This is a genomic window from Paenibacillus darwinianus, from assembly GCF_000598065.1.
GTDB lineage: Bacteria > Bacillota > Bacilli > Paenibacillales > Paenibacillaceae > Paenibacillus_I > Paenibacillus_I darwinianus.
This window is the reverse complement of sequence record NZ_KK082167.1, coordinates 1-12,988: the sequence shown is the minus strand read 5'-3', so window position 1 is coordinate 12,988 and position 12,988 is coordinate 1. Positions and strand designations below refer to the sequence as shown.

Annotated in this window: 12 protein-coding genes; 9 read left to right on the top strand and 3 right to left on the bottom strand. The window is 57.2% G+C overall.

Annotated features, from left to right (window positions below):
• The 8 genes from BG52_RS09340 to BG52_RS09305 all read left to right on the top strand — a co-directional run.
• A partial coding sequence (locus tag BG52_RS09340; protein ID WP_036584191.1) for an ABC transporter substrate-binding protein occupies positions 1-658 on the top strand: 658 nt, incomplete at its 5' end.
• Positions 659-740: 82 nt separating this feature from the next.
• Positions 741-2,192 carry an aspartate aminotransferase family protein gene (locus BG52_RS09335; RefSeq protein ID WP_081793726.1) on the top strand — a complete coding sequence of 484 codons (1,452 nt, stop codon included), beginning with the start codon at positions 741-743 and terminating at the stop codon, positions 2,190-2,192.
• Positions 2,189-3,460: a M20 family metallo-hydrolase gene (locus BG52_RS09330; protein WP_036584193.1), complete on the top strand. Its 1,272-nt coding sequence runs from the start codon at positions 2,189-2,191 to the stop codon at positions 3,458-3,460. The genes BG52_RS09335 and BG52_RS09330 overlap by 4 nt, the downstream gene beginning before the upstream one ends.
• A 5-nt stretch (positions 3,461-3,465) precedes the next feature.
• Positions 3,466-4,347 carry a nitrilase-related carbon-nitrogen hydrolase gene (locus BG52_RS09325; protein ID WP_036584196.1) on the top strand — a complete coding sequence of 294 codons (882 nt, stop codon included), beginning with the start codon at positions 3,466-3,468 and terminating at the stop codon, positions 4,345-4,347.
• A 60-nt stretch (positions 4,348-4,407) separates the two neighbouring features.
• The gene (locus BG52_RS09320; protein WP_036584225.1) at positions 4,408-5,748 is read left to right on the top strand and encodes an NAD(P)-dependent oxidoreductase; all 1,341 of its coding nucleotides are present in this window, start codon (positions 4,408-4,410) and stop codon (positions 5,746-5,748) included.
• A 16-nt stretch (positions 5,749-5,764) separates the two neighbouring features.
• Positions 5,765-7,069 (top strand): NAD-dependent dihydropyrimidine dehydrogenase subunit PreA, encoded by a 1,305-nt coding sequence (gene preA, locus BG52_RS09315; protein ID WP_036584197.1) that lies wholly within the window; start codon positions 5,765-5,767, stop codon positions 7,067-7,069.
• Entirely contained in the window at positions 7,066-8,493 is a 1,428-nt protein-coding gene (gene hydA / locus BG52_RS09310) for a dihydropyrimidinase (protein WP_036584200.1), read from the top strand. The genes preA and hydA overlap by 4 nt, the downstream gene beginning before the upstream one ends.
• A gap of 115 nt (positions 8,494-8,608) precedes the next feature.
• Positions 8,609-8,860 (top strand): hypothetical protein, encoded by a 252-nt coding sequence (locus BG52_RS09305; RefSeq protein WP_036584202.1) that lies wholly within the window; start codon positions 8,609-8,611, stop codon positions 8,858-8,860.
• On the opposite strand, the gene BG52_RS09300 is transcribed toward BG52_RS09305, so the two are convergent.
• The gene (locus BG52_RS09300; RefSeq protein ID WP_036584204.1) at positions 8,853-10,445 is read right to left on the bottom strand and encodes a PucR family transcriptional regulator; all 1,593 of its coding nucleotides are present in this window, start codon (positions 10,443-10,445) and stop codon (positions 8,853-8,855) included. The two genes, BG52_RS09305 and BG52_RS09300, sit on opposite strands and share 8 nt — an antisense overlap.
• A gap of 117 nt (positions 10,446-10,562) precedes the next feature.
• Between BG52_RS09300 and ald the strand changes: the two genes are divergently transcribed.
• Entirely contained in the window at positions 10,563-11,696 is a 1,134-nt protein-coding gene (ald, locus tag BG52_RS09295) for an alanine dehydrogenase (protein WP_036584207.1), read from the top strand.
• A gap of 46 nt (positions 11,697-11,742) precedes the next feature.
• Here the strand turns inward: ald and BG52_RS16095 are convergent, their stop codons facing one another.
• A complete protein-coding gene (locus BG52_RS16095; RefSeq protein ID WP_190287513.1) occupies positions 11,743-12,243 on the bottom strand; it encodes a Rossmann-fold NAD(P)-binding domain-containing protein in 501 nt (166 codons plus the stop codon).
• A 122-nt stretch (positions 12,244-12,365) separates the two neighbouring features.
• Positions 12,366-12,878 carry a hypothetical protein gene (locus tag BG52_RS09285; RefSeq protein ID WP_036584212.1) on the bottom strand — a complete coding sequence of 171 codons (513 nt, stop codon included), beginning with the start codon at positions 12,876-12,878 and terminating at the stop codon, positions 12,366-12,368.
• Positions 12,879-12,988: the final 110 nt, after the last annotated feature.

Below are 12,988 nucleotides of genomic sequence, written 5' to 3'. Positions count from 1 at the left end.
CTCCAAAAAAGCGTCGGGGATCGTCTCTCCCGCCGATTTGAAAGGGAAAAAGGTGGGCAACTGGATGGGCGGCAACGAATTCGAAATATTGGCGCTGTTCGACAAATATAAGCTGGATCCGAACGCCGATCTGGCGTTTATCAAGCAGGGCTTCACGATGGACCAGTTTCTGGCCGGTGAATTGGATGCCGCCTCCGCCATGACCTACAACGAGTACCAGGTCGTATTGGAGCAGGGCATCCCGGAATCGGAACTGAGCGTCATCGACATGAACGCCGAAGGCGTGTCCATGCTGGAAGACAATCTTTTCGCCAATAAAGACTGGCTCGCGATAAACAAGGAAACCGCAGCGAAGTTCGTCCGCGCATCCCTGAAGGGCTGGAAGGAAGCTATCGACAACCCCGAGGCGGCAGTGGACATCGTCATGAAAACGGCCGAGGAAGGCAGCACCTCCCGCGACCACCAGCTGAAAATGATGGAGGAAGTCGCCAAACTGGTAGCTCCGGAAGGGTTTGACCTCGGGCGTATGGGGTTCATCGACGACGCCATGTTCAAGCAAACGGCGGACATTGCTCTTCAATTCGGAGTCATCACCAAACCGGCCGATCTCACGCAGGCTTATACGAACGAAATCATGGAAATGGCCCAAAAGCAATAGAATAGTTTCGAAGCGGATTTTGCGCGCGGCGGTTCCGCATCTTGCGGAACGCCGCATACGCAGAATCTTAAGGAGGGGCGAAATGGGCGGAATCGAGCCGACGACGCAGGGTACGCAGGACACGCAGGACACGGTCAAACAGCGGCTGTTGGAAAAGGATCGCAAACATTTGTGGCACCACATGTCCGTTCATAGTGACGATCCGATGATTTTCGTTTCCGGCGAAGGGTGCTGGCTGACCGATATCGACGGCAACCGCTACTTCGACGCAATGTCGGGCCTATGGTGCGTCAACATCGGCCACGGCCGCAAAGAAATGGCGGCCGCGGCGGCGAAGCAGATGGAACTTCTGGCGTATGTGCCGCTCTCGCACAGCCACGTTCCGGCCATCGAGCTCGCGTCGAAAATCAGCGGCTGGCTGGGAGGCGAATACCGGATTTTTTTCTCGAATTCAGGCTCCGACGCCAATGAAGTGGCCTTTAAAATCGCGAGACAGTATTACGACCAGATCGGGCAGCCGAACCGGTACAAGTTCATTTCGCGGCACAGGGCTTACCACGGCAATTCGATGGGAGCGCTCGGAGCGACCGGGCAGGCCCAGCGCAAGTTCAAGTACGAGCCGCTCGGAACCGGATTTCAGCACGTTCCCCCGCCGTATTGTTACCGCTGCCCGTTCGGCAAATCGACAGACAGCTGCCGGATGGAATGCGCCGGCATCTACGATCAGGTCATTCAATGGGAAGGGCCCGAAACGGTGGCCGGCCTCATTGTGGAACCGGTCATTACCGGCGGAGGCATGATTGTGCCTCCACCCGGCTATCTGAAAAAGGTGAAGGAGATTTGCGACAAGCACGGCGTGCTTCTCATTGTTGATGAAGTGATTTGCGGCTTCGGTCGTTCCGGAGAGAAATTCGGCCACTGCAATTACGGAGTCGGGCCGGATATCGTCACGATGGCCAAAGGATTGACCAGCGCCTACGCTCCCCTCTCGGCGACGGCAGTCCGCGCCGATCTGTACGACAGCTTCCGCGAACGAAGCGGCACCGATCATTTTCGCCACGTCAACACGTTTGGAGGCAATCCTCTCTCCTGCGCGGTTGCGCTGAAAAACATGGAGATTCTGGAGGACGAGAAGCTGATCCAAGCATCGGGGGAGCTGGGCCGGCGGCTCAGCGAAAGGCTGCTTGGTCTGTCTGCGCATCGGACGGTGGGAGACATCCGCACCTTCGGGTTTGCCGCCGGCATCGAGCTGGTGGAGGACAAAGAGACCAAACGGCCGGCATCTGCGGAGAATGTGGCCAAGGTGATTGAATCCTGCAAGCAAAGAGGGCTGTTGATCGGCAAGAACGGCGATACGGTACCCGGCTATGCGAATGTGCTTACCTTGGCGCCGCCTTTTGTCACGACCCCGGAGGAAGTGGATTGGATGGCAAGCACGCTGGAAATTGCCTTAAACACGCTGCCGGCAGGCGACGAGAGCTTTCTTACGGGGCAGAAGCGGCATTCGGAATTTGACGGGGAGTGTACTGCATGAAGCTGACGATAAATGCCGGGCGGTTGGCGGCGCGAATCGATCAATTGTCCCAAATCGGCGCAATCGGCGAGACGGGGGTGTGCCGCCTGGCGCTTTCCAAGGAAGACAAGGAAGCGGTGGAGTTGGTTAAGGGCTGGTTTCGGGAAGGCGGGCTCCAGGCGCATATCGACGCGTTCGGCAATCTGATCGGAAGAATCGAAGGGAGGCGCCCCGACGCCCCTGTGCTGATGATGGGCTCGCATATTGACAGCCAGCCTTACGCCGGAAGGTTCGATGGAACGGTCGGCGTACTCGGCGCACTCGAGGTGATCCAAACGTTTACGGAGCGGGGCTTCGTTCCCGAGATGCCGATTGAGCTCGCTGCCTTCTGTGACGAGGAGGGCTGCCGGTTTAACAAAGGATTGTTCGGCGTCCGCGGAATTCTTGGTCAGCTGGAGGAAGGCGAGCTGGACCGGACCGACAAGAACGGGATAAGCCGCCGTCAGGCGCTGATTGATTTCGGTTGCGACCCGGAAGCGTTCGAGCGCTCGCGATACAGGCCGGGGCGGATCGGATCGTTCCTGGAAATGCATATTGAGCAAGGCCCGGTGCTGGAGTCGCTCAATCAGCCGATTGGGATCGTCACCGGCATATCCGGGCCACTGTGGTGGACGGTGGAGTTTGCCGGATTCGCGGGCCATGCCGGGTCCGTGCCGATGGCGCTGCGCAACGACGCGCTAGTCGGGGCCGCGAAGGTGATCGTTGCGCTCAACGAATTGGCCTCCCGCGAGCCGGGCGCGCCGACGGTAGGGACGGTCGGCTCGGTGAGCGTGTTTCCCGATTCGCGTAACATCATTCCGGAAAAGGTTCGGTTCACCGTCGACCTGCGGGATATCGAGCTGTCCCGCCGGAATCGGCTGGAAGCCCTGCTTCGGGAGACGATCGAACAAACGGCTTCGGAGCACGGTCTTTCGTATACGATAACTGAAGATACGAACAGTGAACCGCGTTACTGTTCACCTCGCATAATGGATGTCATGCGGAAAGGGGCCGGGAAGCTGGGTCTCGCGCCGCCGGAGCTGATGAGCGGGCCGTTCCACGACGCGCTGGCCCTGTCTTACGTTTGCGATTACGGCATGATCTTCATCCGGTGCAAAGAAGGCATCAGCCATAATCCGAAGGAATATGCATGTATCGACGATTTGGCGCTTGGAACCGAGCTGCTGTATCATACCGCGTTGGAGATGGCTTCAAGCAAAACGGCCGCCCCTACCGCAGAAGGAGGATAAAGAGAATGGATAAGGTGACGATCGGACTGATACAGGCCAAACATGAGGTGCCCGGAGGGGAACCGGTCGCCATCCATAAAGCGAAGGCGATCCGGAAGCACATGACGCTTCTTCGCGAGGCCAAGGCGAAGGGAGCCCGGATCGTTTCGCTTCAGGAGATTTTTTACGGTCCGTATTTTTGCGCCGAACAGACGCCGAAGTGGTATGAGGCCGCCGAGGAGATTCCGGACGGCCCGACCGTGAAGCTGTTCCAGGAAGCCGCGAAGGAGCTGGAAATCGTCATCGTTCTGCCGATTTACGAACGCGAGGGAATCGCCGCTTATTACAATACAGCCGCCGTCATCGACGCGGATGGAACGTTTCTCGGAAAATACCGGAAGCAGCACATCCCGCACGTGGAAGCCGGAGGCGGAGGCTGCGGGTTCTGGGAGAAGTATTATTTCAAGCCGGGCAATCTTGGCTACCCGGTGTTCGACACCGCGTTCGCCAAGGTGGGGGTTTACATTTGCTACGACCGCCATTTTCCGGAGGGTGCCCGGCTGCTCGGGCTGAAGGGGGCGGAAATCGTCTTTAATCCGTCGGCGACTGTATCCGGCACCTCGGAATATTTGTGGAAGCTCGAGCAGCCGGCCCATGCGGTCGCCAATGGTTACTATGTGGGCGCGATCAATCGTGTCGGCTATGAAGCGCCTTGGAACATGGGAGAATTTTACGGCCAATCGTATTTGGTCGACCCGCGCGGGAATTTCGTGGCCCTCGGAAGCCGGGACCGGGACGAGGTCGTCATCGGGGAGATGAATAAATCCCTCATCCGGGAAGTCCGGGAGAACTGGCAATTTTATCGCGACCGCCGTCCCGAGACTTATGAGGAGCTGGCCCGGTTGTAAGGCATTTGGGCGGCCGCCGCCAATGGCCGATGAGAAGGAGGGTTTTGTCACGTGAATGACATGCTGAGCCGCAATTTCGCCGAGGTGCATTCGGGACTGACGCCGACGGAAGCGATGGACGAATCCAACCGTTGTCTTTTTTGCTATGACGCTCCCTGCATCAAGGCTTGTCCGACCGGAATCGATATTCCGTCATTCATCAGAAAAATAGCGACAGGGAACTTGAAGGGCTCAGCCCGTGTCATCATGGAAGCCAATCCTGTCGGGGCCACCTGCTCCCGCGTATGTCCGACGGAGCAGCTGTGCGAGGGCGCTTGCGTACTGAACGACGCGTCCAAACCGATCCTGATCGGCATGCTTCAGCGTTATGCTACGGACGCGGCGATCCGCAGCGGAGAGCGCCTGTTCGCGCCGGGACCGGGCAACGGGTTGAAGGTCGCCGTCATCGGCAGCGGGCCGGCGGGATTGTCGGCCGCCCGCGAGTTGGCCCGGTTCGGATATGCCGTCACGATCTACGAGGCGAAGGAAAAGCCCGGGGGGTTGGATACGTACGGCATTGTTTCGTTTCGGCTGCCGCAGGACGTTTCGCTGTGGGAAGCCGATCAGCTGCGCACAATGGGCGTCGAGATCCGGACCGGCGTCCGGGTAGGCGTCGATTTGCCGCCGGAGAAGCTGCTGGCGGAGCATGACGCCGTCGTGCTGGCTGTCGGCATGGGCCGGGTACCTGCCCTCGGCATCCAAGGGGAACAGCTCAAGGGCGTATATGACGCGATCGAACTCATCGAAAGCACGAAAACGGGTATTTACGCCGGTGATCTGGATGGTGCCCGGGTTGTCGTGATCGGGGCGGGCAATACGGCGATCGATGCGGCGACCTGTGCGGTGCGTCTGGGCGCGGAGAACGTTAAAATCGCATACCGCCGAACGCGCAGCGAGATGACCGCTTACGATTTCGAATACCGCTTCGCCAAAGAAGAGGGCGTCGAATTTCGGTGGTTGACCGCCCCGAAGCGGATCATCGGCGACGAATCGGGGAAAGTGACGCATCTGGAGTGCGTGCGGATGAAGCTATTCCCGGAAGCCGGCAAAGACGGGCGAGCCGTACCGGTGCCGATTGAAGGGTCGGAGTTTCGCATGGAAGTCGACGCCGTCATTAAAGCAATCGGACAAACAAGGCTGACCGGGCTGATCGAATCGTACGGCCTTGAGCATGAACGGGGCGTGGTGAGCATCGATCCAGCTACTTACCGGACGTCTCATCCGAAAATTTATGCCGCCGGGGACGTCGTTTTCGGCCAAGGCTGTGGCGAGGCCACCGTCGTAAGCGCCGCGCAGCAAGGGAAACTGGCGGCTTACGCCATTCACCGCGAGTTAAATCAACAATCGGCCGAAACGGCTTGAGAGAGGATGAGGGGACATGGCAGACTTAAGCGTCGATTTCGCCGGCATCCGATCGCCCAATCCGTTCTGGCTGGCCTCCGCTCCGCCGACCAATACGGGCTATCAGGTCCAACGGGCGTTTGAAGCGGGGTGGGGAGGGGCGGTATGGAAAACGCTCGGCAATCCGGTCATCAACACCACCGCCCGTTTCGCAGGCCTGCACCTCGGCGCACAAAGGGTGGCCGGTTTCAACAACATCGAGCTTATATCGGACCGGCCGGTGGAGGCGAATCTGCGAGAAATTTACGAAACGAAAAAAAGGTTCCCGAACCATGCCTTGATCGTTTCGCTCATGGTGGATCCGAAGCGCGAGGCGTGGCATGAAATCGTCAAGCGGGCGGAAGCGGCCGGAGCCGACGGTCTGGAGTTGAATTTCGGCTGTCCGCACGGTATGGCCGAGCGCGGGATGGGCTCGGCTTCCGGGCAGGTGCCTGCCTTGGTCGAAGCTCAAACGGGCTGGGTTAAAGAGGCGGCGCGGACGCCGGTCATCGTGAAGCTGACCCCCAACATCACCGACATTACCTCTACTGCCGTGGCAGCGGTTCAAGGGGGCGCGGACGCCATTTCTCTAATCAATACGATCAACAGCTTGATGGGGGTCGATCTGGATTCGTGGAATACGATCCCCCATGTGGCGGGCAAAGGAGCCCATGGCGGATACTGCGGACCGGCCGTTAAGCCTATTGCGCTCAACATGGTGGCCGAATGCGCCCGCCATCCCGAAGTGAACGTGCCGATATCCGGCATCGGAGGCGTATCGACGTGGAAGGATGCGGCTGAATTCATGCTGATGGGAGCGGCCGGCGTGCAAGTGTGCACGGCGGCGATGCATCACGGATTCCGGATCGTGGAAGACATGATCGACGGCCTGAACAACTATCTGGACGAGAAACGGATCGCCCGCGTCTCGGAGCTTGTCGGGCGATCGGTCGGCAAGTACACGAACTGGGGAGACCTGGATTTGAGTTATCGCATCGTCGCCAGGATCGACAACGAAACGTGCATTAACTGCAACAAGTGCCATATCGCCTGCGAGGACACGTCCCACCAATGCATCGAGCGGCATGCCGACGAGGAAGGACAACCTTTTTTGACGGTTCGCGAGGAGGATTGCGTCGGCTGCAACCTGTGTTCCATCGTCTGTCCGGTCGATGGCGTCATCTCGATGGTGGAGCTGCCTTCGGAGGCTGAGTCTATGACGTGGAACGAACGTCAAACGGCGCTGGCTCTGCTGGCGAAGGACCGCGAAGAACCAAGCGCGAAGGAGGTGGCGCAGCCTTGAAAAAACTGATCAAGGGCGGAACGATCGTAACGGCTGCCGACGTTTACAAGGGAGACATTCTGATAGAAGGCGAAACGATTTCGGCCATCGGAACGGATTTGGAGGATCAAGGCGCGGAGCGGATCGATGCCGTTGGGCTCTATGTGTTTCCCGGCGGGATCGATCCCCACACGCATTTGGATATGCCGTTCGGCGGCACGACGACGAAGGACGATTTCGAGACCGGCACGATCGCGGCGGCGTTCGGCGGTACGACGACGGTGATCGATTTCTGCCTGACCTCCAAAGGCGCTCCGCTCCGGGAAGCGGTGCAGACGTGGCACGAAAAGGCCCAAGACCGCGCCGTGATCGATTACGGCTTCCATCTGATGATCGGGGAGATCAACGACGAGGTTCTGCTGGAATTGCCGGGGATCATCGCAAGCGAAGGCATCACTTCCCTGAAGGTGTTCATGGCTTACAAAAACGTCTTTCAGGCAGATGATAGCACGCTGTTCCGTATCCTGCTCACGGCCAAGGAACATGGGGCCCTGGTTATGGTGCACGCCGAGAACGGGGACGTCATCGACTATTTGATCGCCAAAGCGCTCGCCGACGGCAACACCGATCCGATCTATCATGCGAGAACAAGGCCGCCCGAGCTGGAAGGCGAGGCGACCGGCCGCGCCGCGAGCTTGGCAGCGCTCGCCGATTCCCAGCTATACGTCGTGCATGTGACTTGTGCGGAAGCGGTGGGGCAAATTATCGAAGCGCGCAGCAAAGGGTTCCGTGTGTTCGGGGAAACGTGCCCGCAATATTTAGTGCTGGACGAAACATGTCTGGAGAAGCCGGATTTCGAAGGAGCGAAGTATGTATGGTCCCCGCCGCTGCGCAAGAAAGAGCATCAGGAAGCGTTGTGGAATGCGTTGAAAAGCGGCCAGCTTCAGACCGTCGGCTCAGACCAGTGCTCCTTCGATTTTAAAGGCCAGAAAGAGCTCGGGCGCGGCGATTTCTCCAAAATTCCGAACGGCGGTCCGACGATTGAAGACCGCTTCACCCTGCTTTATTCCGAGGGGGTCCGGAAAGGCCGGATCAGCCTGAACCGATTCGTCGACCTGATCGCCACGCAAAGCGCCAAGCTGTTCGGCTTGTTCCCGCGAAAAGGAACGATCGTCGTCGGCAGCGACGCAGACCTCGTTTTGTTCGATCCGAGCGTCGAGCGGACGATTCGGGCGGCAGGCCATCATATGGCCGTCGATTACAATGCGTTCGAAGGGATGCAGGTGACGGGCGAACCCGTTTCCGTTCTCTCCCGCGGGCAATTCGTCATCCGTGACAAGCAATTCGTCGGGAAGGCGGGGGATGGGCAGTATTTGCGGAGACAACGATTCGCAGGAACCGGGCCGCATGCAGCGGAATCCCGGGGCGCGACGGTTAACCGCTGAGTTATGCGTCATTCCTTTAACCGAATGAACCGGATCGGCGCAGCTTTCGCCGCATGAGCGTTCCGCGTCTGCCGGAAAACGGGCAAACCGTAAAAACAAGGAGGGCGTTGCGTTTATGTCTGCCTGGCAAGCGTATGTGGAGGAAAAAACGAAGATCGACGGGCTGATCGCCGAAGGATACTTCATCCTGGGCGTTACGGAAGGGTTGGACGGAGACGCCGTACGGTTCGTGCGCATCTCCGGCGACTATGTTGGGGAGATGGCGGAGCTGCTGCTGTTGACAGCCGATGCCCGCAAATATATGGGCGCCGTCTTGATCGGCCAGCTTCGGAACGCGCCGGTGAAGGTCGGACCCGTCGTCATGTGACGGGCCCGTGTGAATATTCATAGGCATATAGAGCCAGCTCGAGCATAAGCCGCTTCTGCGGAGCCATGAAATCTTCACCGAGCAGCTCGCCGATTTTGGTCAGGCGATGGTACAACGTTTGGCGGACGATAAAGAGCGCGTTGGCTGTTTCCTGCTTGGCTCCGGACGATTGCAGATACACCTTCAGCGTCTTCAGCAAATGGGCGTTTTTGTTCCGTTCATATCGGAGAATCGGCCCCAAATAATCCTCCGTGAAGGCGGCGAGCTGCCCGGCTTTCTCCATGCCCGAAATAATCCGGTACACATGGAGCTCCGTATAAAAAGGCCGGTTAAGCGGACCGATCGTTTTCTGAATTGCGATCGTTTCACAGGCGGCCTGGAAGCTTTTGTTCAGCGCGGTCAGCTCCGGGGAGGCCGGTCCGACGCCCATCAAACCGGCGAACAGGGCAACTCCTCCCGTTTTGTCCGTCTTGCGCAGCCGTTCGACGGCTCGCGCCAGCGGCGGGATCCAGGCGATTTGCGGCTTCAGATGCAGCAGGATGAGAACGAGCTGTTGGCCGAGCAGGACTGGGACAAGAAGGAAGCCGTTTTGTTCGAAGATGAAGCGCGCTGAAATAAACCGTCCGACCAGAACGGTCTCGAAATCGGGAGCGAGCAGCGTTTTTCGATCCAGCTCGAACACGCAGACCGTGACCGAGCGGGGCTGCGCACCGGGCTTAACGGACAGGACATAATCGGCGATGTCGCTTTCTTTCAACTTGCCGTCCAGCCACTCCCGGATCCAGTCGGATTCCTTGTATCTTCTTCTTTCCTCCACGTTCATGGTCCGCATCATTTCCTGGGCGACGGCAGTGGCGCAGCGGTCCAAAGCAAGGATATCGAACTCGCCCAGCTCTTCGCCGGATTCGATAATCAGCTCGGCGAACTTCTGGCCCATGACGATGATTGGCCGGCCGGCGGTTCGTTTGTTCTTCCCGGAGGACATCCGCTCGTCGTCACTCTGGCGATGAGCCGGCTTGGATGGGGGAGGGAGCATAAGCGGCTCTCCGTCCGCGGGGAGAAAGGCCACTTTCCGCCGCGTCTTCTCGTGAAGGAGCCGCAGCAGCGGCAGGAGGCCTTTGCCGGATAACAGCAAACGGTTGAACTGATTCGTCAGCGCATCGAGATCGGAGATCATTTGGTGTTGACGGTGGATAAAGAAGGTGTGCAAGTCACGGGTGATATCGACATAACGGACCTCCTCGTGAAAGAGGATGAGCGGAAAATCAGACCGGACGGCCAATTGTTTCATCCGCTCGGGCGAAGTTCTGGTGTGCGTTCCCAGCTCGACGCACAATCCGGCGGCGTTGCAGTCGATCAGTTGTTGCAGGAATGAGGCGCTGACATCCTCTTCTTCCTGCCAACCAATGCCCGTGGTCAGGATCAGTTCATTCCCGTTAAGCAATTCGCCGACCTTGGTCACTTCCATGATGTGCACCCACTTGACAAGCCGGTCCAGCGCTTTATCGCTGGCGATGATCTCCGCATTCCGAAAATGAGGACGCCCCAAAATATCCCGAAGTTTGACATCTCTGAAGTCAACCACGTTAGTTTACCTCCCACAAACCGCAGATGTCGTTAATACATTCGATTGAAAGCTGCATTTTTCCTGCAACGGTTGCAACCATCCCTTGTTAACCGCCGGCATAGAGGAGGGAATGACATGCTCATCGGGGTTCCGAAGGAGATTAAAAACAATGAAAGCCGCGTAGGTATGACCCCGGGATCGGTCGTTTCCTACGTCAGGGGGGGACATGAAGTGCTGGTGGAGCAGGGCAGTGGGAGCGGCGTCGGATTTACCGACCGGGACTACCGGGACGCCGGTGCCCGGATTGTGCCTGCCGCGAAGGACGCCTGGTCTGCGGAGATGGTCGTCAAGGTGAAGGAGCCGCTCAAGGAAGAATACGCATATTTCCGCGAAGGAATGCTGTTGTACACCTACCTTCATTTGGCGCCGGATCCTGATTTGACGAAGGCGCTTGTGGAAAGCAAGGTGACCGCGTTCGCTTACGAGACAATCCAGCTGGATAACGGCAGCTTGCCGCTCCTTACTCCGATGAGCGAGGTGGCGGGCCGGATGTCGATCCAGATCGGCGCCAGGCTGCTGGAGAACCCTAACGGAGGCAAGGGGGTGCTATTGAGCGGCGTCCCCGGAGTAGCGCCGGGAAAGGTAACGGTTGTCGGCGGAGGCATCGTCGGCACGAATGCAGCCCGGCTCGCCCTCGGATTGGGAGCGGAAGTGACCATCATCGACATCAATCCGGACCGGCTTCGTCAATTGGACGATTTGTTCCAGGGGCGTCTGAGGACGCTTATGTCCAGTCCCCACAACATCGCCGACGCGGTGCGTCAAGCGGATCTGGTCGTAGGGGCCGTCCTCATTCCCGGCGCCCGCGCTCCCCGCTTGGTTACCGAAGAGATGGTGAAGGCGATGAGCCCGGGCTCGGTCATCGTGGACGTTGCGATCGACCAGGGAGGCTCGATCGAGACCATTGACCGGATCACTACCCATGACGATCCGACATACGAGAAGCACGGCGTCATCCATTACGCCGTCGCCAACATGCCGGGTGCGGTGGGCCGCACGTCCACCCTTGCTTTGACGAATGTGACGACGCCATACGGGCTGCAGATCGCCGACAAACATTACAGGCGGGCGGCTTTGGAGAGCGGGGCGTTAGCCAAGGGGATCAACGTGGCGGAAGGGCGCGTAACCTTGCGGGCCGTCGCGGAAGCCCACGGATACCCGCATGTCGACATCCACACAATCTTGAACGATAAGCACCTGCCGGGATGAAGAAAAAACCTCGTCACATTTTGGACGCAGGGTTTCTCTTTTTATTTTAAAAACCAAGAAGCTGAATCGCTTGATTGATAATCGAGCACGAGCCGGCAAACTGCTCTTTCTCTTTATCCGTGAGGATCAGCTCCCCAATTTCTTTGACGCCTTGCCGGGAAACAGCAGTCACTTTGTGATCGTCGTTCAGGATCGAACGTATGATGTGGGCCAGAGCGTTGCCTATGCTATAATGGGTCGAGCCTTTACGCTTGTATATATAACCCAGCCCGCATTTTTGGTTTTCAAGGCGATGTCGTCCAGCTTCAAATGTCTGCCCTCCATTATGGCAGATCGCGACAAGCTGAAGCAGGTGTTTCTGAATCTGTGCAAAAATGCGGTTGAGGCGATGGGAGAAGGCGGTGTTCTGACCATCGTTCCATATCCGGAAACCGTACAGAAAATAGAGAGAATGGTCGTACAAATTGGACCGTTCGGGGACGAGTGTTTTGTCATTATGAACATCATTTTTGTTTTCGCTGATTGATTTCGGGGTATTGTTTACCATCTTGTTTCTGGCCCTAATTCGAAGTGTGTATTAGCAGCGAAAGGAAATCAACAACTATTAATAACCGGCCTTATACGCACTATGAATGCGGATAGGCCGGTTTGTTTGCTGCTTTTGATAAATTATTCCAAACTCAAATCTTCAATAGACTGAATAGTTTCAAGTTCTCCGTGAACCTCTGCAGGAGGAACGACTTTATTCCCCTTGATTTTAAACTTTCCTTGATACACTCCTTTAATAACGTAGGAATCTTCTGCAACTGGGCCTACATATCTTTCAAGAAACACAACAGCTTCATCACCGGAGGCAAAAACGCTGTTTCCTTCTGGTAAGTAGGTCAAACCGTCCGCGCCACTTCCGCCGGTTTCCAAAATACTAATTGAGGTGTTGTTTTTGAGATCGCCTTTGTAAACTTTTTTAATTTTAGCATCCGATAGCTTGAATGTAACATTGCCGTAATCAAAGCTTTTAGCTTCTGTAACATTCACTTTTGCAATGATTGGGGCGTTCTCTTTGAGTTCACTAACCGTATCAAAGCTCTCCGACAAGTCTAAGTGCATATCTACGTGTTTGGCATAGCCCGTAGTAGGAGTGTCATTGGAAGCATTAGCGAAATTAACAAGTGCAATGGCCAAAAAGGCAAGACCACAAATTATAAGGGCTATTGTAAATTTATTCGGCTCTTCGCCGCTAGCAATGTTTTCGGATCAAAACTGCTCTATCAATTTCCAGAAAATCTTTGAAA